General features: G+C 43.3%; 19 protein-coding genes. 13 read left to right on the top strand and 6 right to left on the bottom strand.

Features of this window, described 5'->3' with window-relative positions:
• Nucleotides 1-457 precede the first annotated feature (457 nt).
• The 5 genes from LJ740_RS01605 to LJ740_RS01625 all read left to right on the top strand — a co-directional run bounded on the left by LJ740_RS01605 (nt 458) and on the right by LJ740_RS01625 (nt 4,464).
• Complete coding sequence (locus LJ740_RS01605) at nt 458-1,558, top strand: sensor histidine kinase (RefSeq protein WP_229527298.1); 1,101 nt, start codon at nt 458-460, stop codon at nt 1,556-1,558.
• On the top strand, nt 1,551-2,303 hold the full coding sequence (locus LJ740_RS01610) for a LytR/AlgR family response regulator transcription factor (RefSeq protein WP_229527299.1): 753 nt from the start codon (nt 1,551-1,553) through the stop codon (nt 2,301-2,303). The genes LJ740_RS01605 and LJ740_RS01610 overlap by 8 nt, the downstream gene beginning before the upstream one ends.
• A 219-nt stretch (nt 2,304-2,522) precedes the next feature.
• On the top strand, nt 2,523-3,029 hold the full coding sequence (locus LJ740_RS01615; RefSeq protein WP_229527300.1) for a hypothetical protein: 507 nt from the start codon (nt 2,523-2,525) through the stop codon (nt 3,027-3,029).
• A 34-nt stretch (nt 3,030-3,063) separates the two neighbouring features.
• Nucleotides 3,064-3,882: a hypothetical protein gene (locus LJ740_RS01620; protein WP_229527301.1), complete on the top strand. Its 819-nt coding sequence runs from the start codon at nt 3,064-3,066 to the stop codon at nt 3,880-3,882.
• A 12-nt stretch (nt 3,883-3,894) separates the two neighbouring features.
• A complete protein-coding gene (locus LJ740_RS01625; protein ID WP_229527302.1) occupies nt 3,895-4,464 on the top strand; it encodes a hypothetical protein in 570 nt (189 codons plus the stop codon).
• Nucleotides 4,465-4,476: 12 nt separating this feature from the next.
• On the opposite strand, the gene LJ740_RS01630 is transcribed toward LJ740_RS01625, so the two are convergent.
• Nucleotides 4,477-5,553: a hypothetical protein gene (locus LJ740_RS01630; RefSeq protein ID WP_229527303.1), complete on the bottom strand. Its 1,077-nt coding sequence runs from the start codon at nt 5,551-5,553 to the stop codon at nt 4,477-4,479.
• A gap of 609 nt (nt 5,554-6,162) precedes the next feature.
• Here LJ740_RS01630 and LJ740_RS01635 point away from each other — a divergent pair.
• The 5 genes from LJ740_RS01635 (at nt 6,163) to LJ740_RS01655 (ending at nt 9,294) form a co-directional block, all read left to right on the top strand.
• A complete protein-coding gene (locus tag LJ740_RS01635; RefSeq protein ID WP_229527304.1) occupies nt 6,163-6,483 on the top strand; it encodes a hypothetical protein in 321 nt (106 codons plus the stop codon).
• Nucleotides 6,484-6,542: 59 nt separating this feature from the next.
• Nucleotides 6,543-6,767, top strand: a complete 225-nt coding sequence (locus LJ740_RS01640) for a hypothetical protein (RefSeq protein WP_229527305.1) — start codon at nt 6,543-6,545, stop codon at nt 6,765-6,767.
• 126 nt (nt 6,768-6,893) lie between these two features.
• Nucleotides 6,894-7,190, top strand: coding sequence for a hypothetical protein (locus tag LJ740_RS01645; RefSeq protein ID WP_229527306.1), 297 nt, complete (start codon nt 6,894-6,896; stop codon nt 7,188-7,190).
• A 5-nt stretch (nt 7,191-7,195) separates the two neighbouring features.
• Nucleotides 7,196-8,497 (top strand): hypothetical protein, encoded by a 1,302-nt coding sequence (locus LJ740_RS01650; protein WP_229527307.1) that lies wholly within the window; start codon nt 7,196-7,198, stop codon nt 8,495-8,497.
• Nucleotides 8,494-9,294: a tetratricopeptide repeat protein gene (locus LJ740_RS01655; RefSeq protein WP_229527308.1), complete on the top strand. Its 801-nt coding sequence runs from the start codon at nt 8,494-8,496 to the stop codon at nt 9,292-9,294. Before LJ740_RS01650 ends, LJ740_RS01655 begins: the two co-directional genes overlap by 4 nt.
• A gap of 128 nt (nt 9,295-9,422) precedes the next feature.
• On the opposite strand, the gene LJ740_RS01660 is transcribed toward LJ740_RS01655, so the two are convergent.
• From LJ740_RS01660 to LJ740_RS01675, 4 genes are all read right to left on the bottom strand, one after another.
• The gene (locus LJ740_RS01660; RefSeq protein ID WP_229527309.1) at nt 9,423-10,028 is read right to left on the bottom strand and encodes a hypothetical protein; all 606 of its coding nucleotides are present in this window, start codon (nt 10,026-10,028) and stop codon (nt 9,423-9,425) included.
• A gap of 86 nt (nt 10,029-10,114) precedes the next feature.
• Entirely contained in the window at nt 10,115-10,495 is a 381-nt protein-coding gene (locus LJ740_RS01665) for a hypothetical protein (RefSeq protein WP_229527310.1), read from the bottom strand.
• 57 nt (nt 10,496-10,552) lie between these two features.
• The gene (locus LJ740_RS01670) at nt 10,553-11,332 is read right to left on the bottom strand and encodes a hypothetical protein (RefSeq protein WP_229527311.1); all 780 of its coding nucleotides are present in this window, start codon (nt 11,330-11,332) and stop codon (nt 10,553-10,555) included.
• 1,016 nt (nt 11,333-12,348) lie between these two features.
• Nucleotides 12,349-12,780: an acetyltransferase gene (locus tag LJ740_RS01675; protein ID WP_229527312.1), complete on the bottom strand. Its 432-nt coding sequence runs from the start codon at nt 12,778-12,780 to the stop codon at nt 12,349-12,351.
• A 378-nt stretch (nt 12,781-13,158) separates the two neighbouring features.
• Here LJ740_RS01675 and LJ740_RS01680 point away from each other — a divergent pair, with 378 nt between their 5' ends.
• A complete protein-coding gene (locus LJ740_RS01680; RefSeq protein ID WP_229527313.1) occupies nt 13,159-14,205 on the top strand; it encodes an NAD(P)-dependent alcohol dehydrogenase in 1,047 nt (348 codons plus the stop codon).
• 198 nt (nt 14,206-14,403) lie between these two features.
• On the opposite strand, the gene LJ740_RS01685 is transcribed toward LJ740_RS01680, so the two are convergent.
• Nucleotides 14,404-15,300, bottom strand: coding sequence for an HD domain-containing protein (locus LJ740_RS01685; RefSeq protein WP_229527314.1), 897 nt, complete (start codon nt 15,298-15,300; stop codon nt 14,404-14,406).
• Between the two features lie 289 nt (nt 15,301-15,589).
• Between LJ740_RS01685 and LJ740_RS01690 the strand changes: the two genes are divergently transcribed.
• Entirely contained in the window at nt 15,590-20,734 is a 5,145-nt protein-coding gene (locus tag LJ740_RS01690) for a diguanylate cyclase (protein ID WP_229527315.1), read from the top strand.
• A gap of 154 nt (nt 20,735-20,888) precedes the next feature.
• Nucleotides 20,889-23,129, top strand: a complete 2,241-nt coding sequence (locus tag LJ740_RS01695; RefSeq protein ID WP_229527316.1) for a TonB-dependent receptor — start codon at nt 20,889-20,891, stop codon at nt 23,127-23,129.
• The last annotated feature ends 11 nt before the right edge of the window (nt 23,130-23,140 follow it).

Genomic DNA, 23,140 nt, shown 5'->3' on the forward strand with positions numbered 1-23,140 from the left:
TACAGTTAGCACCAGCGACGATCCGCAGTAGATGGAAAGCATGTGACAAGCGGCATTAATTCAGGGACGAATAACTTTCAGCAGGTTTGAAATGCCCGGAATTGACCATGAAATGGCGTTTCTCCGGGGTAAGTGGTGGGGCGCTGAGACGGTGAATTTATTAAATGGGGAGCGAGATAGACCAGTTTTGTGACGAAATAACGGAAATTCAGGACAAAAGGCGTGTTTTATGTTGTTACCATGGCAATAGTTAGCCTTAACAGGGGATGTTTCCCCTGTAATTTCCGGTATTTCGCCGCATTAAACTGCAACTGCAACGCATGTAAATTGCTCAAATTGAGTTCTTTGTACATAATTTCGCAATAAACACCTAAAAATAAATGAACTCTGATGCGAAAAACGCTCCTAAGCATTAGTCGCTTTGAAAACCTAACCCCATAGCGGTAGATGAAATAACTTGAAAGACGCAATTGCAAGACTAAAAAATTGGCGCATCTGGACAGGTAGTACTCTGGTATTGCTAATTCAGGCATTGTTTAGTTTTAACTTAAAATTTCACGCCGAACACATCTATTTGCAGGATCTGAACAGCTTGTTTAGTGCCGCAGGTTTAATTGGTTTGTGGTATTTGCCCGCAATGATGGTGGCTCCTTTTATCGTTGCATTCGCTCCCTTAACGCGCGTGCAGCAACAAGGGTGGTTGGTCTTTTTTGTGTTTAATGGAATTTATGTCCTGGCAACGACCATTCTGGTGCAGTTGTTGTCTATCTCCCTACTGCACTTTACCACCGGACAAGATTGGCAGCAGGGCGACATTGTCGGCATGATGGCCTATTTTTACCGCAATACTCCCTGGCATGCAGACAGCATTATGATCCTCGCGTTATTCGCTTTGGGTTATGCCCTGGATTATTCTCAGAGACTGCGCAGCAAAGAAATTCAGGCAGAAAAACTCAAGGTTGAGTTGGTCAGTGCTGAATTGCAGGCACTTAAGGCACAATTAAACCCACATTTTCTGTTTAATGTTTTGAACGGGATCAGTGGCCTGGTGCGGGTAGGGCGCAGTGATGAGGCAACCGATGCACTGAGTGATCTTAGCAGTATGCTAAGAACAATACTTGAAAACAGGGACCAGGAAATGGTAACTGTAAAAAGCGAGTTAGCCTTTATTGAGCTGTATCTGGCACTGCAACAACTGCGTTTCAATGACAAACTGGACGTTAATATTTCGGCACAGGAAGATGTTATGGCAGTACGGGTACCGTTTATGGTACTGCAACCTCTGGTTGAAAATGCGATTCATCACGGGGCACAACTGGACATAAACGGTAATCTCATTCAGGTGAAGCTATTTATTCAGGATAACAAGTTACACTTTGAGTTGCTGAATAAAGTGCCCGGAACCGCGTCTGAAAGCGGTTTTGGCATAGGTATTGGTAATAACAGAGCCAGATTAGAGAAGATATACGGGAACGATTTCAGCCTGGAGTTAAAAGCACTGCCAGAGCAGTATTTTTTAACCAGGTTGAGTGTTCCGACGGGAGAGGGAAATGCTTAAAATATTGGTCGCTGATGACGAGCCACTGGCACGCGAAAGCATTGTGGCACTACTGCACAAAGACAGTGATAGTTACGAGGTCACGCAGGCAAAAGACGGTCAGGAAGCCCTCGATATTGCCTGGCAGGAGAAACCTGATATTTTATATTTGGATATCCAGATGCCGGTTATCACCGGGATTGATGTGGCCGCCGAATTACCTGCGGAAACGATCGTAATTTTTACAACGGCCTATGATGAATATGCGGTAAAAGCCTTTGAACTCAACGCCATCGATTATCTGTTAAAACCTTTTAAAAATGCCCGTCTCTACGAATCGCTTGCCAAAGCAAAAAGGCAAATGGACGATCAAATCTATCTGGATCAACGGGCCATTAAAGCCCTGAATCAGGATTTAAAAACCCACACCAGCCAGTATAAAGATCGGATCGTAATTCGTGAACCCAAACGGGTTAGGTTTGTTGATGTTAATAACGTTAAATATATTGCCGGTGCCGGCAACTATGCGGAATTACACCTGTTTAATGCTGGCAGTATTCTTTACAGAGAAACGCTGAGCAACCTCGAAGAACTGCTCAATCCCGTCGAATTCAGACGAATTCACCGCTCAACCATCGTCCGGCTGTCAGCTGTAGCGGAGTTACAACCCAACTATCAGGGGGATTATACGGTACTGTTAACCTCCGGTGAGCAACTGATGCTTTCGCGGCGCTATAAAGACAAACTTCAGGACGTTTTAACTTAATCTGTCATTTTTTTGAAAAAATCTTCAATTTTTTTCAATCTACTAAAGTCTTCGTAGAAGCCATATCTGCCGTGGCCTGGCAAACAAATATCTATTCCATATTCAAAGGTAAGTCATTCTTTTCGCTATAAAAGAGGTTGCTTTTTTGAACGGAATATAAGATAACAAAGTGGTCAGGGATTTACATAACATTTACAAACTTCGTGTAAGGGGTTACTGATGAGACGTCTCACGCTTCTTCCTGTTTTCTTATTTTCCATGTGTTTAAACGCACAAGCCGCGAGCAATGTTAAAACTTATCCGGCTTCGCTTTGTTATCAGTCAGCTGGTCCAGCCAATAGCGTACTGGTGAATACCACGGGCAACCTGTCCAACAGTAATATTGACTCAGCTATTACTTTATTTTGCCCGGTTTTAGTTGAACAAACGGCATCTTTATCTGCTTTACAGGTAGAGGTAACCCTCATTGACGGTGGACACGGCGGTGATGAAGTGTCTTGCCAGGTGTCCGGAAGTCATTTTGGTGAACGGTACACCTCCAGATGGGGCAATGCCGTGCGCAGTGAAAAAGGTGCCGGATTACAAGCCATCACTACATCACTCTCAGAATTAAACAAGCACAATGCAAACTACGTAAAAGCGAACCTGAGCTGTTCTTTGCCCGCAGCTTCGCAGGCAGGGGACGTGTCGTTGATTTCCTACCAGGTGACAGAGCTGTATCGTTAGTCAGTGCAAGGTAAATTGGGAGTTAATCTGAAAAATGAATAACGTTGGAAGCATTCAAAAATTACTTTTACTGGTAAGTGCGTTGCTCTTTACCATAGTAGGGTATTTATTGTTTAAGCCAACCGCATTCAACACTAGTTCTGCAAGCGCCTCAGTTCAGCAACCACTGAACGAAAGCCTGCTCAAAGAACTGGCTCAGATTGAAACCAGGCTGCAGCGGCAAATCGCCAGGCTGGAAAGTGATACGATTCACAACCGCACAGGTGAGTCTGCCGTCAGCAATAACAAGGAATTGCAAACGCTGAACAGACAACTGGGCTTACTGTTACAGCGCCAGGAGCAATATGAACAGCGCTTACAGCAAATTGAAAACCGTATTAACTCCATGGCAATGCCGGCAAACATTGCACTGTCAGATCACAGAGACATCAACGTATTACATGCTGAACCTGTGGAGTTCGTAGCCCGGAACAGAGTCGCACTCTCTGTAGAAGACATGTACTCAGAGCAGTATGAGCAAAACCGTGAGGTCAGCATAGAACAACAAATTGCCAGCTATGAAGACAAGTTGTTTGAAGAAGGTATAGATTCTGAATGGACCCGGTCTGTTGAAAAGCGGGTATTGGAAGTGATCCGTGATACCAAACAACTAAAAGGCGTACACCTCCAGGAGAGTAATTGTGGTGTCAGTCTGTGTAAATTAGAAGTATATGTTGAAGAAGGTGAAAGCGTAGAAGAAAAGGTTCAAATGCTGATGGTCAACAGACCATGGCAAGGAGAGTCCTTTGTTTCTTTTGAATTTACCGGCGAGGGGGCGATATTTTTTGCCAAAGAAGGCGAACGATTACCCTAGGACGAGGCGTGTATGAAAACATCACTTTTACACTTAGTATCAGCGATCGCTATTGGAACTATTTCAACCAGCGCGGGTGCCGTGATCTGTTTGGCAAAAAATGTGCAGACACCGGCAAAACATTATTACCTGGCCAACAACTGCCAGTATTTTTCAGGTTCAAAGGCACTGCGACTTAATCGCACCGGGGCATTGTTCAATTACAACAACCGCGGAGACTACAACGATCAACTACATGGAAGCAGCTTCATTTACTGTCCGATTAGTGCAGACAGTGTTGATGCGGGACACAACGTATCAGCAGAAATCAAAGTCACCGATCTGAACAAAGAACATGACGTCATTTGTCAGATGGGAAAATCCAGTTATACCAATAAAGGCTTTGCGGCTTACTGGGGCGAAACCACTAAAAGCAGCAGTGTTGGAGAGCAAACGCTTAAAACCGTGCCCCGAAACGCTTCCGATGTCATCACAATGCCCAACAGTTTTATTACTTGTTCGTTGCCACCTCAAGACAGAGAAGATCAAAAAGCCTCGTCGTTAGTGGCGTACACTGTTAATGCCAGGCCTTTTAACCTGTAAACAGATTCGCAATTAATTGCTCAATGGAATGGTAAGAATCGGTGCGGCTTGCTGTATTGAACCGGATTGCAAGGCGAAGATTTGGGTCAATAAACTAAACGTGGATTTACTTGCAGAATCGCTATCATCAATATAAAACCAGTTGTCTCGATAAAACACCGCTACTGAAGCCTTTGCAGGTCGTTCAGGCGCACTGTACACATTGAACAATTCTTTGGTTACCAACGCCTCATTAAAACGCCGACCTTGTTCATCATTTCTCAATGGAATACGGTTTTCTGCCTGATGTTGTTCAGGCACAGTCACCGATTGCGACAAAAAGAACATGATACTATCGAAAGACCTGGCCTGAATTGTAATCACATCGGGTGCCTGCCTTTCGATGGCATTGACCAATGGGATTACCTGTAAGTCAGATTGGAGGTTTAAGGCAGATGTTAATTTGAGAAAGGCAGGGTGCTTATGTGCCGCTGCTTTAAACTGTAAAACGATTTGTCCTGACTCCGGATCTTTAGCGCCTTCAACGAGATTAGAAAGTTCAAGCTCTCTGAGCGCATAAACGACATCAATAAACGGCTGATGTGATTCAGAGTCCACGGTAAAATCGCGATGATTGGTTTTAAAGTTGTTTTCCAGATTGTTGATACGTTCAATGCAGGTTCTCAGGATGCGACTTATCGGCCATCCTGAGTTACTGAGTAAAATCAGTGTTTCCGGACTGACGGGTGTTAATATTCGCTCAACAAAGTCTTTTCCCCTTAACGGCCGATAAGTCACGGTTGGACGTTCTTCTATTGCCACGCGATTACGCAAAGATTCATTATTACCAACACCCGGTATCCAGTTCAGGCCAGGCTCCATAGACGCAGAATAAGCAAATTGAGTGGTGACAGTATCAGCTTCGAGAAAGTACATTCGATCCCGATAACGCAACCGCACGATGTTTAACAGCATTTGTTCATCTTCAGTGGTTCGAAGCGCGTTATTGTAATCAATACGACTGGTGCGCACGGCGTCTGGACCGAGGTGCACACAACCCATAATGAATATCAAAACGATAAAGGTGAAAAACTGAAGTATCAAACGCATAACATGCAACGGCCATAATTTTCTCTATCAGTAATGATAGTAAAGCTCGATAAAAAAACATCCAGGCGCTGCAAAACCGCCGCATTAAAAATCTGCTTCCGCAACAAACGATGGTAGCAATCAATAGCTGACAGGAGCTTTCGCTACGTAAATATCAGGTAACCTAACAGGCAAAATTTAATTTCATGCACGTAGCGAACGATCTGCTAAATCCAAACTAAAAGACTAAGAAAACACAGTAGGGCTGAGTAACGTATTGATTTAATTATGTTATTAACAACATGTGGATAAATATTGAATTTAACATAATATACATTATGGGAACTAACAATGAAATGTGGATAAGAATTTATAACTTTATAGTTGGTTCTGAGCTTTACGCTCACACAACGGTATTAGAGGTTTGTTTTTACAAGTTTTCATTGTGTGACGACAACTGCAAAGCTGAACAACTTTTGTGGAATGATTTAAACCTGTCAGTTGACTTTGTTTTTTCATGATATTTGTGGAACTTTCAGCATCTGTCTATTTTGCGGCTGTGTTGGAGTTGATCACGATAGATTGCTGGGTATTATTTTTTTACGCCATCTTTACAGCTGAGCTGATTAAATGTCGATTAAGGAAGTACAAACATCTGGACCTACAACTGCGGCTATCATGTCTAAATTGGGAATGATTACCGTGGATACCCGAAATCTGCCAGCAACTTACATCATGTTTGAACACCTTTTTAATAAAGGTTTTTCCAAAATTGACTTTGAACTGGCATTTAATGTTCTGAAAACCCTGAATCAATTGTCAGGCGTCAGTACAGAAATAAAGCGTTTCCTTCTATGGCTGTCGAGCTGCTCACAATTAGATATCGTGGCTATTTGCCTTACTCAAACACATGGAAAAGGTTTTATTTCGATACTAATGAAAACCTGGTAACCCCATTTGGCATCGTTACACCAGGTCAACTAGTGATGTTTCATAGGATAAAATGGTGCATGGAGCACCAACACAAAGAACGTCAAAAGCTTAAAATAACATTAGATTCTGAGTTTCAAAGAACCAGGCAAAAAGCACTTGCTCAGAAAAAGGAAGAATTACAAAAACTCATTAATGCACAGTCGGAGTCAGAAATTAAACGCCTTGGCGATGATTCACCACCACTGTCTATGCCAATAATTGTTGGAGCACTCGCCTCTCGTCCAATTGATAAATTTTGCTAATTGGATTTTTAGAATTCACCGAACACGCCTTTTTTATTTTAAAACACAAGAAAATTAAGCTATCTGCTTGATAATTATACAACTATGGATTTTAATAACAGTATTCTTATTAGAAGAGCAAGGGATATGCGTAACCTATTAATTGTAGTACTTTTGATTCATTGCCTAATGGCAGCCAAGCTTACATTAGCAAGCACAATTAACAGTGAAATCACTACCCTTCAATCGTATATTAGCCGCTCGGTAGAAAAACGTGAAAGTTCCTGCACAGAGCCTGGGATCATATTGACTAATACCTGCGCAAGCCCTGTCTGTATTATTTTTAGTAATCTTGGAGCACCTTATGAAAGAAAGGCTGTGACACCAGTGAGCGCTTTTACCGCCACCAACAATACATTTACTGGTTGTGAGGGACGAGGTTAAACGTTATGAAGAACAAATTTTTATCGGGCTTTTTGATATCATTGCTTGCTAACGCGTGGTCAATTAACTCGAAAGAGATGACGAGTACAGTGTCTACCAATGATGTAATTCACGCCAATCACACCTGGTCATCAATAGACCAGGCTGAATCAGATGTTAGAGGAAAAGCGAGAACAATCTTACAAGGTATTTGCGAACAAATGTACAGCAAACTTGGATATGTGTCTGAAAATTCAGTTAAACTTACTATCTTTGAACAAGGCCATACTTTAGATGAAACCACTTCTGGCAATATTCGTTACAAGCTGGCTTCCAATGGTGCATCAGGTACCTGTGAATATAACGAAAGAAAAAAGAGTGGAACGAACGCATCTGATGTGGACTTTTCCTGGCTAAGTGCCCCTATCATACAAAAGACTGGTTACCAGAATAAACGAGTTCAAATAGGGTACCATCAAACTAAAGGTCATCTTGGCCCTACGCGTAGGGAAATGTTTAAAAATGAATTTCGAGACGAAATAAAGGCTAAACTCACGTTAAAGTGCAACAACTTAAACGGTATCTTAGATCCAAGCTCAATCGATACTGCTGGTTATACCTATAGTTTTGATGAAAGCCTTGTAACTCATACATTTACAATTTCGTCTGCCTCGGCAAATTGTTTTGTCAAAAACGAACCTAATGTAGAAAAAAAAGACAAAGAACAAACCGAAGAAGATGACTTCTGGAGCGGCGCACAAAAGGACAAAGTGATTAATAAGTCACCGGCTAACAATAATGATTTTTGGTCTGGTAATGGGCAAGAAACGAGCTCAACTTCAAATCAACCAGATGATTTTTGGTCAGGAAATACAAAAGCAGCATCATCGTCGGCAACAAGTAATGAAAATAAGGGTTTGTGGGCAAGCAACAAGGACATGTCTGGCTCAAACGATGACTTTTGGGCTGGTTCAGGCAGCAGTAATGGAAATGTACCTTTAAAAGAAGACGAGTACAAAATTGATTCAAAGTATACAAATAATCAACAACATGAAGGCGTTATCGACGTACACGGCAGGCTTCTGTTTCCTTATGGTAATTGGGAGTTTGTTCGAGTAAACCGTTATACCGCCATTGTGAAACAAACAATCTCCATGACAACAACACAAGTAAGCAACTGCTTTCAAGACGGTATGGCTGAGCATCGTTTCAATCAAGGCACCATTGACCGAGATGGCAATTGGTTAAGCCCCCCAGTGGTTAAAACGGAAGAAAAGATCACTGTTTTTAGGGATATTTGTTTATTTACTGAAGAGAAAAACGAATGACTAAATCAATAACTATTATCGCTATTGGTGCGATACTATTACTCACTTCTGTACCCTTGGCATTTGCTCAGAGCGCAAACGAAAACAGGGCAAAAGCCTATATCGAAGCCGCTGAACATGCCTTGCAGCAAAAAGACTATGAACAAGCACTAGAAGCAGTAACAAAGGCACGGGAGTTTATTGGCCGAGATAACGCCCTGTGTAGTTCACTCAAAGTCAAAACATTAGTGGCGCTTGGTCGATACCCAGCCGCACAAAAAGAGTTGGATTTGTTTTACACGCTGCCATCATCACAAGAACTAATCAGTGAAATGGGACGCCTGCAATTAAAAATTGATAACGGGCCAACTTTTCAATGCAGTGGTAAAGCTAAAGGCGACTTTCCAAATGACTTGATGGGTTTCAAGGTAAACGATGACATATACCACACCACGAAAAGAACCGAGCCAATCGCTTTTACTGTAACTTTTTCACCAGAATCTAAAAAAATATGGAAAATAAAATCAATCTCTTTCAGTAAGAATGAACCAAAACTTGCCATTTTCTATAATACGCTATTGCGTGAGCCGATTTTATCCGACAACCCCAACTGCATCAATGTACAAAACAATTGGTTTTTAATTTCTTGCGATAAGAGAGGCTCGTCAGTTTTGGACCCTACCAACTATGATATTGCCATTTTTCCCACTAAAGAAACGGGACAATTTGGTAGCAGAAGTTACAAAGTTTTTGATCCAAAGCATGGTTACTTTTTCAATCGTATTTCTGCTAGAGATCTTACATGTAAACATATATAGCTTGAGAGTGTGACATCATTTCACAAATAACCATTGGCTGTATTGCATTAGAGCTGGCATAGTGCCATTCAGCTTCAAGCTGACACACCAATAATAGATGAAGATTTTAAAAAACTTTTTTTTTAAGATCATCTCGGTATCGTCCAACGTTTTAGGCTTTCATCAACATAGCACGCATCCGTTTCTGGTCTGGCAATACGTTTATATAACACTGAACTACACATGGTTGGGTCGGCGTTACCTACCCCGCCAAGACGGGCGAAAACCACTTCACCAGAGTCACTAACATAAGCAAGCTGCGAAAGATAATAATCTGAAATTAAAGCAATCGGCTGGGGAAATTCATTACCAGATAGGTTAATAGCCTCTTCGGTTAGATAAAACGCATAAGATGAATGACCTTCTTCGCTTATTACCAATACAGTGTATTTACCCTTTTCTGACAGCCCCCATAACCACTGAATACTGCCGTCTTCGCGCTGAACATCAAGTAAATGCAGCTGATTATATTCATCTAACTGATAAAGCAACAAATCGTTACTTGTGTTATCCACTCCAATGGTGCTGGCACTGCATAATGAGGAAGAATTTTGGGGAATAGAAAAACACTGAAGTGTTAAATCTGTTGTAAAAGCAAGGGGGTTACTACTTACACATACGCTAACATTGAATACAAAAAACATTACCCCTGGAAAGAATAACCTCATATATTTACCCTGCTGTTGCTTAATCACATCAAATTTATTTAGGCAATTTACTTATATTTTTGCCAATAAATATCTAACAAGTAAAAGCAATTAATTAACCTGCTACACAATCGCTAGCTCCCTGTTAACACTAATGTCCAAATAAACCAGCTCAATGCAAAAGTAACGCCTGTTAATAAGGCAAGAAACCATACTGAAAATTTTTTTTGGTCACGTTTTACTATAGAAAAACAAAGCGTCATTAATGGAAGTAAAATGATAGCCAATAGCAACAATGGCGGTAAGAATTTACCAACCCCAAAACGAATAGATAATACAAAATAAACACTGACAAAAAAGCTTGTAAGTAAGAAAATAACAAGGCCAGTTCTTAATTCTTGATAGGTTATCGCAATAACAACTAAGACAACGTACAAGACCAATGATAAATATGACAGGTTGAGAATACCGGGTATATGCAACACAGATTCGGGAAATATTTGCCAAAGATCCACTACTATTCCTTTTTGTAAATGAATTCAAGCAACGCAATTATGCGTTGGACTACAACATTAACATCTGGCAACTTGTGAATTCAAAAATTTTGCGTTCATAATATTAATACATAGTGACTCAGTTCGTATCGATAAACCAGAAGGACTAAGTGCCATACTCTCAGTAACTTGAAAACGAGTTATGGGAAATTTCGCTGCCTGATTTCCTTCAAACGCCACATATCCCTCGTCACAAATTCCGTCATTATTAGGACCCGGAATTACGGCTCTAACGGTACGGTGCTCATTTTCTACGCAAAATTCAATAAAGACATTTTCGTTTGGTAACTCATTGTTAATATGAAAGCTCTTTATCTGCTCTAATGGGTAGACTTCGTTCGATTCATTGATTGTTATGCTGATTTGTTTTTCTATCTCATTTGGCGGTAGCTGCTCAAAAACCTCATAAGCCGTTTGCCATTTTGCAGCCTCACCTTGCAATTCATACATCTTTAGTTTGGCAGCCAGCACTTCACGCGATTGCGTTTCCATTGCTTCTATATAGTTAAAATATCGCATTGATAACAATAATTGGCAATTGGGCGACATTAGTTCCACTCGACTACTGCAATGAGCTTCCAGTACTTTTAACTCAGCAGTATCGTCGCCGTTTAGCATTGACAATGCAATTACCTTCAGAGCCCATATGGGGTAAATGTTTCTCTGGATATTTGATAGCGTATGTGAAGAGCTTCGAATATGATCAAAAAGATCAATTACCTGCTGATATTCCTGCTGATTGAAGAGCATTGCAATTTGTTGCCTAAGCTCAGTTAGGGGTATATTTTCTACATCCATCTTGTGTAACCTAATTTCCTTTGCCAATTTACCTTATTACTACCAATAAGCGTGTATTTTCTATTTCTCTCCATTGCGAACATGGAAAGTACCTAAGAAACTCGGGCCCTACCAGAAGGCACTTTTTAATGACTGATAACGGGATAAAAGCGTGAATAATCTTTTATCTTCGTTACAATTTAGGGCATTTGGCTTAACTGCCGCGCGTTTTTTGCGTTAAAGTGAACAATCAACATTTCCTTTAAATTTTCAATATCACGCACGACATACCTATCAGCAGTTTCTGGCTGGCTAATAACCCAATCAATGTAATCGCAATGGTTTCAGGCCACCATTTTATATTCTGCTGAGTCACGCCTGACATTCAGGTGAGTTAGAATTTCATCTTCAAGGCTTTTAACAATGTCTTTACCAGTTCATTTGCATTCACCAATGTAATACACAGTGAATTACCAATCTTCTCCATCTCAGGATTCGCAGGCAAAGAGCTTAGTGCATTATTACCCCATGCGCTAACGCTTGTTAAACTAAGGAGCAAGAGTACTACGTTGATGGTTTTGTAAGCAACGTTGCTCATAGTATTATTTTTTCTTTGTGAATTGTTTTTGTTCGCTCGATTAAGCATAAACCGATTTAATCGTGTTGCAACTGATTGCGTATCACCATAGTTAAACTCACTAACAAGTAAATGAGCAACCTGTTAAATAAAACACCTGAGGTGGGTATTTAAGGATTTAGGCTACAACAATGAAGAAAACCTCATCTTGCACTACAAGACCAGGTAAAAATCCAACCTCAAATTGCATTTTCATGAAATTAGCCTTTTGGGTATCTTAAACTATTGATTTTTCGCTGTTGAAAGTCTCGATTTGTAATGCGTTGCTCAAATCTTAACTTTGCCGTTTCATTTGAATTGCTGTTACAAGGCTGTGTTTTGGCCTGTTTCAGCGCTGATTTCACCACTCATAAAAAAGCCCGGTTTCCCGGGCTCTGATTAATTTTGTTTGAGCTGTTGTTTACAAAGATAGGTGCAAAATCGGGTACGGTTTTCCCTGGCCGTCTTTTTCTGAACGTCCGATTACGTTAAAGCCAATGTGTTGATAAAAACCCAATGCTTGTGGATTTTGTTCGTTCACATCAACTTTGCTGGCTTGTTGGTTTTGAATTGCATTGTGAGTTAACAAAGCTCCGATACCTTGTCCACGTACGTCAGGAGCTATAAATAACATTTCGATATTACCGTCATGTACACCACAAAATCCGGTTATTTTTCCGGATTGACTGATGGCGCATGTTAAATCGACAGCATCAAAATAATGCTCAAGGATAAGTGGTTTTAACTCCTGAATATCAGATTCTGTCAAAAAATCATGGGTTGCTCTGACGGATGCCTCCCAAATGTCAATTAACGTTAGGTAGTCAGATTTAGTTGCGGCTTGGATTTCCATTGCTAAAGATTCCCTGGATTTTGATTTAAATATTAATCTCAATTGCTGATTGTGCCATCGTAACTGTCGGTTAAGAAGTGCCTGTATATCAATTAGATGTTAGAAAATGTGTTTTTCGGTGCTTAATTCAGCTTGTTGTTTACAAGATTTGGAGATTTAGGCAAACATCAGCCAATATTCGGCATTCAGGAAATCGCTTTTTATCATTAGTATTCTCATAACAGAGCAAACAAGCATATGCGTCGGATAACACCTGCCTAATAAGGTATTTAATAATCAGGCTGATTAAAAACCCAACATGAGCCATATTGAATAATATCCCGTAATGCCCTTTAACTTGCCCTGCCCGACAACGAATCAACTCAAACAGGAGTGACTATGAAAACTATTGGTTATGCCTCCCAAAGCCCTGACAGTGCGCTTGCACCCATTCACTTTGAACGACGTGCCCTGCGCGCGAACGATGTGGCTATGGAAGTGCTGTATTGCGGTGTTTGCCACTCTGATCTGCATACGGCAAGGAATGATTGGGGCTGGACCCAGTATCCCAATGTACCGGGCCATGAAATTGTCGGTCGCGTTACTGCTATTGGCAGTGACGTGAACCGTTATAAGGTTGGTGACACCGTCGCTGTGGGATGTATGGTAGACAGTTGCCAAACCTGTAATCACTGTCACGATGGTGAAGAACAGTTTTGTAGCAGTATGATCCAAACCTATAATAGTCCGGACCTGCATGACGGCCAGATCACGTTTGGTGGCTATTCCAGGCATCTGGTTGTACGTGAGGAATTCGTATTGCGCGTGCCCGAAGCGTTAGATCTGGCACTCGTTGCCCCGTTATTATGTGCCGGCATTACCACTTATTCACCATTAAAAACCTGGAATGTTAAACCAGGTACCCAGGTGGGTGTCGTCGGCCTGGGGGGACTGGGTCACATGGCCGTTAAACTCGCTTCAGGTATGGGCGCCAACGTCACAGTGATCAGTCGAAGCGCAGATAAACAAGCCGATGCGCTGGCTCTGGGGGCTGATTCTTTTTTGGTTTCCAGTGATGCAGATGCGATGAAAACGGCCGCGTCAAAATTCGATATCATCATCGACACTGTACCGGTAAAACACGATCTGAATCCATACATGCCGCTGCTGAATGTAGATGGTACGCTGGTACTGGTTGGTCAGGTTGGCCCGGTAGCTGAAACCAACACGACACCGATGATCCTGGGCCGACGCCGCATAGCGGGTTCATTGATCGGTGGTATTGCTGAAACTCAGGAAATGCTGGAGTTTTGTGCTGAAAAAGGCATTTTGCCTGAATGCGAAATGATCCGCATGGATGAAATAAACCATGCCTTTCAGCGTATGGAAGCCTCTGATGTACGCTATCGCTTTGTTATTGATATGTCATCTCTGGATGTCGCCTAACATCTCAACTGAATGCAGGCCTGCCGCCTGCATTTTTTTAAAAAAGTGCCGCCTCGTTTAGCTTTTCATTAATACAAGTCAATATCTCTCGCGCATTCATTGTTTTATTGCGCCTTGTTTATTTTAAAGGTGCCTGTTAAGTACGCGTAACTGCCTTTTTGGATTTGACAGGCTTATTTTAACAGCGATATATTGCGATTACCCCGTGGTTAGTGAAGCTATACGTTGGTCCGTTGAAAGCACCAACTCAACCAGTTTTTCCTGACTGTAATCGGCTTTTTTCATTAACGTTTTGATTTCCGGACCCAGCAATCGCAGGTTTGTGCGGCGCTTATCTGAAAACAAAAAAGCCGCAGCCCTGGTATAATACCCACCTAAACTTGTAAAAAACTGACGGGTAAACTCAACACCTGTAGTTTCAAACTCCGACATTGCAAACAGGTCCAGTTCCAACCATATTTTGATGGATTCAGTGGCAAAGTTATTCACATCATAAAAGCCAGGATTACTCAGATCCGCATCAGATAGGATTTTAGCCTCGCGCGACCCCACTTGTCGTTTTGCGATATTGTCTTTGTAGTCGATTGCCGTGCTATAGATACTACAGGCTACGCTATCGATTACCGACTGACTGTAGCCAAGTTCAACCAGTTTCTTATAAGAGACATCAATACTGATCTGTTCGTGCTCCTGGCGCTGGATAATATTGCCGATATCATGCAGTGCCGCTGCTAAGCCTATACGTTCGTAACATTGGTCTGTGGGCGAAATACCATCAATAATGGCGAGTTTTAGGGCTACTGAAAGTACCCCTTTAACCGGATGAAAAGTATGGCAGACATTGTGAAAAAACAGCTTTTTTAGTTTGTCTTCGTCCTGTTGCAGATAGGTCTTTGCAAAGGCTACGATTTCTAAAAAGGATTCTGACTGAGGCAGATACTGACCATTGTTGTGGCTAAAGATATCCAGCGTCATGAATTCGTGCAAACTGGCGACGGGGTCCTGATTATTGGCGACGTAGTCTGCTGGCAGGAAAAAGCATGTTTCTTGATCTATCACTACGGGGCGCAGTGGGTAGGAAATATCTCCGAACATCTTTCTCCGCTGGGTTTAGTCAGAATTCGTTCTATTAATCATAGAGTTACCTCTCCGGTGTTGCAACATTTTGTTTACAAACCGGGTTAGCTGCAACGCCCTTATAAGCGTTAGTTGCACAGCAAAACAACAAATGGCCACAATCTTCGATTTTTAGCAGCTAAAACGGCCTGACAACATAGAATTAAAGCAGGTTATTTGCTAGGTTTAACACAGAAGTGTGTTGACCTTTACCGTACAAATTTACGCCAAGGCGCAGCTCCGAGTAGGCAAGTCATAGCGCTCTTGTATGCCAGAACTGCTTAGCGATAAGGTTAAGACACTGACTTTAATGCCCTATTTTAACAATTTCATCAGGCATTTAACGGATCTCACAAACATGTTCCAAATTGGCTGCTACCTAATCCAGGAAAAACTTTTCGAAAGTTCAGGGACCATTGTTTTTCGTGCGAAAAATACCCATTCCGCAAAAAATGGCTTTCCCGAAAGCGTTGTACTGAAGCAACTTAAATATGACTACCCTACCGCTGAACAGTTAGCCCGGTTCAGGCGCGAGTTTGAATTGACCAAAAAGCTTTCCGGTGCCGGGGTTATTGGCACCCACGAGTTGATCCGCCACGAAAACACGCTGGTTATGGTGATAGAAGATTTTTATGGGGAATCGTTAGCAACGGTATACAAAGAAAGGGCGATGCGTTTACCTGAATTCTGGCGTTTTGCCCTCAAGGTGGTGGATTGTCTGGCTGTCGTGCATGATGCCAAAGTTATTCACAAGGACATAAACCCTTCCAATATCCTGCTGAATACTCAAAACCAAAAAATAAAGCTCATTGATTTTGGTATTTCTATTGAACTGGCGTCGGAAAGCATAGACGCCGAAAAACCCGGTGTGTTGAAAGGTACATTAGCCTACATATCGCCGGAGCAAACCGGCAGGATGAACCGGGTGCTGGACTATCGCACGGACTTTTATTCTCTGGGTATTAGCTTTTATCAGATGCTGACCAATACACTGCCGTTTGATGCAGACGATCCCATTGAGTGGGTACATGCCCATATCGCGAAAGTGCCAAAATCGCCTCATGAGCACAATTCCCGTATTCCCAAGCCCTTATCCGACCTGGTAATGAAGCTCATCGCTAAAAATGCCGAGGATCGCTATGTCACGATTGCCGGCTTAAAGCGGGATCTGGAAATTTGTCGCCGGGAACACAGTACAACCGGTGATATCGGGCAATTTGTGTTGGGCGCCAACGATCATTCCGGTGAATTGAATTTATCGCAAAAAATATACGGTCGTGAACTGGAATTAGCCACCATGTTGGGCCTCTATGACAAGGTTGTGAATGGTCGCAAATCGCTGTTAACAGTATCAGGGGCTTCGGGAATTGGTAAAACCTCATTAATCCGGGAAATTCAAAAACCCGTAGTGTCACGGCAAGGTTATTATACCGAAGGCAAGTTCGATCAGTTTGAGCGCTCTACCCCCTACTCGGCCATTGTTCAGGCAACGACGTCTCTGGTCAGACAAATCCTGACGGAAAACCAGGAACAAATCGAAAACTGGAAATACCGTTTCCTTCAGGCCCTGGAAGGAAACGGACAACTGGTTATCGATGTCATCCCGGAGATGAAGCACATTATTGGTGAACAGCCCACCTTAGCTAACATTCAGGGAACTGAACTGGAAAACCGGTTTCATCGCACCTTTCAGCGATTTATGCGGGCAGTTTGTGACACAGAACGCCCGCTGGTTATCTTTCTCGATGATATGCAGTGGTGTGATCTGGCCACCTTAAAACTGGTTTCGCTGTTACTCAACGATAACCACATTAAACATCTCTATCTGGTTCTGGCCTGGCGAGACAACGAAGTACTTGCAACACATCCTCTGGCACAATCGTTGGATGAGTTAAACAGTACCGATATCATTCGCAGCAACCTAAAATTAAGCCCGTTATCGGCGCAGGGTATGAACCGCTTTATTGCCGACTCCACCGGCCTGGATTTGCAATCATGTCGACAACTGGCCTCTTTGTGCTTTGACAAAACGCTGGGCAACCCCTTCTACCTGAATCAATTTTTATTGTCGCTTTACGATGCAGGACAAATACGATTCAGCCATGAGCGCATGCAGTGGACCTGGGATATTGCAACATTGGTGTCTGCCGACAGCACCGACAATGTGATTGATTTGATGTTAAAAAAAATGAGTAGCCTGTCAACCGACACCCAGGCCTTACTGCAGCGCGCGGCGTGCATCGGCAATCGTTTTGAGTTAAATACGCTGGCGACCATTAGCCACCAAACGCTGCAACAGGTGGCAAAGCAATTAATGGAAGCCCTTAAAGCCGGGTTCCTGGTGCCGGTTGATGAGGCATGGCAGTGGGCACAGTACCTGGACACAGATGTTCCCTTCTCCACCACTACAGAGCTGAAAAATCGGGCAGAGTATCGATTTTTGCACGACCGGGTGCAACAGGCTGCTCATGCTTCCATGTCGGAAGAACAGCGCAGCAAATTACATTTGCAAATTGGCCGCATTTTGAGTGAAAAACTGTCTGGTTCTGAACTCAATGAACGTATTTTTGAGGTGGTTAATCATTTCAACGTCAATATCGACGCCCTGAAAAACAGCCAGGAACGGCTAAATGTCGTGAATATGAATCGCCTGGCCGGTGAGCGCGCCCGTGCCAGTGCGGCATTTGCGACAGCGGCCGATTACTTTTCGGTAGCGCTCGGATTAATTAACGATAACGACTGGCAAACTAAAACCGATATTATCATTGGTATTTATCTGCAGGCTGCAGAAATCAGCTGTATCAATAACAGTTATGATGAAATGGCGGAAATACTGCTGGAATTAGAGCAACGTACCGCAGATAAATTTGCCAAACTGAGTGCCATGAAAATCAGAATTTTGGCACTGATTGCGCAAAACCGTTCTGATGAAGCGGTGGATGTTGGCCTTGCTGCCATGTCTTTGTTTGATATAGACATGCCCCGTCACCCCACTCAGCAAGACGTTGAACAAGCTATTACGTCTACCTTGCTGTCATTATCAGCAGTTGAGGATCATTTTTTAATAGCAGAAAACAACGCGCAGGGACCAGAAACACAAATTGCCCTGGATGTATTAAACGTGTTTGCGGCAGCGGCGTTTCGCAGTCAACCCATGCTATTTGCGTTGCTGGTTTGCAAAATGGTGCAATTGTCGGTAACCCGGGGCTGTACCGGTACCACCTCTTTTGCGTTTGCTACCCTGGGTATCCTGCTCTGCGGTTTAGTTGGTGATATCGACAAAGGGGTGCGTTACGCCAATGTTGCGCAACAGTTGGTGGCACGATTCTCTGCCACAGACATTGAAGTTCGCACCTTCTATGTTATCAAAACCTTTGTCGAAATTTGGAAAAAGCCCCTTGAGCATTCTATCAGAGACTTGCGCAGCAATTTTCAACTGGCATTAACCCGGGGCGATTTAGAATACGCTTCCATGTCAGCCATGATGGAGAAGGTGCATAGTTTTTATATTGGCCAAAATTTGCCGGACTTGCTGCAAGGTACAAAAGCCTATCTGGACAGCATTGAAGAAGCCGGGCAAGAGGTATTTCACTATTACGTTGCCATGCTGTGTCAGACCATCACAAATCTGCGTGATCCCGGTCAGCAACCCTGGGTGTTAGAGGGCGACTTTTATCAGGAATCCAACAGTGTGCCGATGCACGAAAGTGTTGATGATCACACGGCCATGGCCAAATTGTATAGCTTTAAACAGTTAGCCGCGTTTTTATCGGAAAACTGGGCAGTAGCTGAAGACTACGCACAAAAACTGCAACCCCTTTTGCCGGGGGTCGTTTCCTCTATTTATTTGCCGCAATTTTATTATTGCACCAGCCTTAATCTGGTTATGCGCTACCGGGACACCGTGATGAGCGAAGAGCAGGTAAATGAACTTCGCCAGTACGCCAGTTTACTCAATGGCTGGGCCCAGGGATGCTCACACAATTTTGCCAGCAAAGCCTCGCTGGTAAAGGCTGAGCTAAGCCGCATCACCGCTTCATTTAACCTTAAAACGATCAAATTATACGAAAAAGCCATCGAAGAGGCCCGCCTCAGTGGCATGCTCCATGAAGAGGCCTTAAGTAACGAATTTCTGGGCCGTTTTTGGTTGCAATACAATAAGATTGAAGTGGCACAGATATACCTGAAACGCGCATTTCATCTATACGATCTCTGGGGCTGTGAAGTTAAGAAATTAAAGCTGCTGGAAAATTTTGATCAGCTATTAGGTTTTGACTCAACCATAAAAACCTGGGAGAAAACCCCGACTACCGTTACCTCTGGTTATAGTGAAAGTCAGAACCTGGATCTCAATTCGGTAATGAAAGCGTCTCAGGCTATTTCCGGAGAAATCGTCAAAGAAAAACTGATCCACACCATGATGCTATTGGTAGTGGAAAATGCCGGTGCGCAAAATGCCACACTGTTACTGCGCAACAATGGTCTGTGGCAATGGACAGCGAAAGCGACCCTGGAAGACAAAAAAGTTGAATTATTTGAAGATGATTTCAGCTTTATGACTGATGAAAGGCTGCCCCTGCAGGTATTGCAATACGTATTGCGAACACAACATGCGTTACCGATTCACAATGCCAGTGAAGATCCGCTCTGTGCTCAGGATGCCTATGTGATAAAGCATCGCCCCGAATCCATCTTGTGTGTGCCTATCTCACATCGCAGTGAAGTGTTGGGTTTGTTATATCTGGAAAACAACATACTCAGAAACGCGTTTACACCGGACCGCATTGAAATTATTCAGTTGCTGGCTTCGCAATTGGTTATTTCGATGGAAAATGCCAATTTGTATGCGGAGCTTGAAGCCAGGGTTCATGAGCGCACCCGCAAGCTGCACGAAGCCAACGAAAAACTGACGCTGCTGGCCACCCTGGACTCATTAACCGGCGCCTGTAATCGCAGACACTTTATCGAATTAGCGAATATCGAAATTGCTCGCGCCAAGCGCTCCGGGCGACCACTTGGCATAATGATGCTGGATATTGATCATTTTAAACGGATAAATGATGATTTTGGGCACGCCGCTGGTGATGAAGCGCTAAAAAAAGTAGTTAAAAATTGTATGGATACCCTGCGCCCGGGAGATTTATTTGGTCGAATGGGCGGTGAGGAGTTTGCACTACTACTGCCGGATACGGACATTGAATTGTGCCAGAATGTCGCGCACCGATTACGGACCTCCATCGAATCACTAGAGATCAATTGTCAGCCTCATCAGTTTTCAGTAACAGCCAGTATCGGCGTTTGCGGTTTTAACGGCAGCAATGATTCGTTGGAACAATTACTCCATTGCGCTGATCAGGCCCTGTACCAGGCTAAGGATAAAGGCCGCAACAGAGTTGAAATTCACCAGGCATAAATCCCCTGCTAACTTACAGGTGTGCTGGGTGGCACATTCGGGTGGGTTTTATATGCTACACTGTACAGAGTGCAAAAAAAGTTAGGATTTTTCTGTGCTAAATCCTTTGTCAGGGATTACATTTACAGTAGCTTGACAGAACACTATGATTTTAATGAAAAAAACTGCACTCTCTTGCGCAATATTCATCGCTTTTTTTAATGCCGGTGCGATTGCCGCCGATGACAATCTGAATACATCACCTGAACAATATGATATCGAAAACATTACTGTGTATGCGCAAAAACGCGCGCAAAAAACACAGGATGTCAGCGTTGCAATATCAGTGCTACAGGCAGAGCTCATTGAAAAGTTAAACCTGAAAGACACCACTCAGTTGTCGGCGCAAATTCCCAATGTAAAAATCACTGCCAACACCGGAGAAGGTGCTCCCCCGGTGGTTAATATCCGCGGGGTCGGCAGCCTGGACTACAACAATACCACCACCGCCCCCGTTGCCTTTTATGTGGACAACATTGTTGGTGGCTCGTTGAGCAATTCACTGCTTTATTTGTTTGATATGGAACGAATTGAAGTATTAAAGGGCCCGCAAGGAACGCTGTTTGGCAGAAACACAACAGGTGGCGCTGTGCTACTGACCAGTAAAAAGCCCACCTTTGACACCGAAGGCTATCTGACTGCCGGGCTGGCAAACCAGGCGCACCACAAAATTGAAGGGGTTTACAACACGGCGCTGTCAGAGCACACCGCAATCAGAGCTGGTTTTAGTCAGCAGGACTATGAGTATTCTTCACATAATCTGGAGCCCGGTTATCCCCAGGCCGGAATGCGTCAGGACAATTTCAGACTGCAATTACAACACCAAACGGAAGATCTGTCGGTACTGGTGAAGCTGCATAGCGCTGATTGGGACGGCAATGTAAAACCGGTCAGGAGCAAAGGCTATATCTCAGCGACAGGTGAAATTTGCTCACCGGAATTGGCCGGCACCACCGCCTGCACCGACAATTTTGGCTTTAACGTAGGCAGTAACGATTTTCATGCTGTGCGACTTGATGACAATAGCCCTCATACTACAGAGCGTTTGGGGGCCAGTGTTGAACTTAACTACCAGCTTTCTGCACAACGGAGCTTTACGGCGATTTCCAGCATTAATCAGTTAGACAGATTGCATACCTTCAATTGCGACGCCAGCCCTGCCCGCCTGTGCGACGGCGATCTTGGCGTTGAAAATCAGGTATTCACGCAGGAATTCCGACTGAATCAACAGTTAGGGCAGCATTATTTAATCGCCGGATTGTTTTATCTGGATGAAGATATTAAACAGAAAAACCAGATTGATTTGTTCCGCGATTTCAGAGCGATATTAAATACCGGGCCTGTTCACTTTTTCTATGATAATCAGGTTTTTACAAATTCACTGGGGATTTATGGCCAGTTGGATTATCAACTCAATGACAGCCTGACATTAACAACTGGTTTGCGTTATACCCGTGAAGATATTGACTACTTTGCGACATCTCAGCTCAATGTGCCTCTGATGGCCGGGGATTTTACCGGTATCAATGTACCGGGTTGGCAAATACCCGGGGAAATAAAAGATAATAATCTTTCCGGAAAAATCGCGTTAGTGCAAACATTGACAGCGCAAACCAGCCTGTACTACAGCGTTAATCGTGGCTTTAAAAGTGGGGGCTACAACGGCAGTCTGGCCTTTTCTGTCGATGAGGCTCGCCTGGCGGAATATGGTCCGGAGACGCTAACCGCCTGGGAAGTGGGCGTTAAATCCGGTGGCAAGGACTTCAGTCTGAATCTGGCTGCGTTTTATTATGATTACCAGGATCAGCAGGTTTTTATGAACCAACAATCTGCCGAACAATTATCAGCCCCCGCTCAGGTTTTAGACAATGTGGGTGAATCGGTGATTTACGGTGCTGAGGCAGATGTTACCTATTTACCCGGAAGTAACTGGCTGTTACAGGCTGGTATCGGCTACTTACCGGAAGCAAACCTGAAAGAGTTTATCAACATTCAGGGACAAACCATCAGGGATAACCGCCTGCCTTTCAGCTCAGAATGGAACGCCAACGGATTGGTAAATTACATTACTGATACCGAAATTGGCACTTTGAGCTTTCAGTTGGAATTTGACTATCAATCTGCCTTCTATTTTGACCAGAATCAAAACCCACTTGCCCGCCAGGGCGCTTATACACTGTGGAATGGCAGTGCGAGCTGGCAACGAGATAACTGGCAGGTGATGCTGTGGGTTAAAAACCTAACAGATGAAGAATACAGTCAGATCCACTTTGATATGGGCCCGACATTCGGTTTGTTACAGGATCTCAAAGGTGAAGCACGGCGTTATGGGGCAGAAATTAGCTATCACTTTTGATAAAAAGTGTG

Origin of the sequence: Planctobacterium marinum (genome assembly GCF_020687805.1) — a bacterium.
Lineage (GTDB): Bacteria > Pseudomonadota > Gammaproteobacteria > Enterobacterales > Alteromonadaceae > Planctobacterium > Planctobacterium marinum.

Bases quoted from the DNA above. Each gene is read 5' to 3' on its own strand.
- LJ740_RS01680 (WP_229527313.1), top strand. From the start codon at position 13,159: ATGAAAACTATTGGTTATGCCTCCCAAAGCCCTGACAGTGCGCTTGCA.
- LJ740_RS01610 (WP_229527299.1), top strand. From the start codon at position 1,551: ATGCTTAAAATATTGGTCGCTGATGACGAGCCACTGGCACGCGAAAGC.
- LJ740_RS01650 (WP_229527307.1), top strand. From the start codon at position 7,196: ATGAAGAACAAATTTTTATCGGGCTTTTTGATATCATTGCTTGCTAAC.
- LJ740_RS01615 (WP_229527300.1), top strand. From the start codon at position 2,523: ATGAGACGTCTCACGCTTCTTCCTGTTTTCTTATTTTCCATGTGTTTA.
- LJ740_RS01655 (WP_229527308.1), top strand. From the start codon at position 8,494: ATGACTAAATCAATAACTATTATCGCTATTGGTGCGATACTATTACTC.
- LJ740_RS01695 (WP_229527316.1), top strand. From the start codon at position 20,889: ATGAAAAAAACTGCACTCTCTTGCGCAATATTCATCGCTTTTTTTAAT.
- LJ740_RS01685 (WP_229527314.1), bottom strand. From the start codon at position 15,300: ATGTTCGGAGATATTTCCTACCCACTGCGCCCCGTAGTGATAGATCAA.
- LJ740_RS01630 (WP_229527303.1), bottom strand. From the start codon at position 5,553: ATGCGTTTGATACTTCAGTTTTTCACCTTTATCGTTTTGATATTCATT.
- LJ740_RS01620 (WP_229527301.1), top strand. From the start codon at position 3,064: ATGAATAACGTTGGAAGCATTCAAAAATTACTTTTACTGGTAAGTGCG.
- LJ740_RS01625 (WP_229527302.1), top strand. From the start codon at position 3,895: ATGAAAACATCACTTTTACACTTAGTATCAGCGATCGCTATTGGAACT.
- LJ740_RS01645 (WP_229527306.1), top strand. From the start codon at position 6,894: ATGCGTAACCTATTAATTGTAGTACTTTTGATTCATTGCCTAATGGCA.
- LJ740_RS01670 (WP_229527311.1), bottom strand. From the start codon at position 11,332: ATGGATGTAGAAAATATACCCCTAACTGAGCTTAGGCAACAAATTGCA.
- LJ740_RS01675 (WP_229527312.1), bottom strand. From the start codon at position 12,780: ATGGAAATCCAAGCCGCAACTAAATCTGACTACCTAACGTTAATTGAC.
- LJ740_RS01690 (WP_229527315.1), top strand. From the start codon at position 15,590: ATGCCAGAACTGCTTAGCGATAAGGTTAAGACACTGACTTTAATGCCC.
- LJ740_RS01635 (WP_229527304.1), top strand. From the start codon at position 6,163: ATGTCGATTAAGGAAGTACAAACATCTGGACCTACAACTGCGGCTATC.
- LJ740_RS01640 (WP_229527305.1), top strand. From the start codon at position 6,543: ATGGAGCACCAACACAAAGAACGTCAAAAGCTTAAAATAACATTAGAT.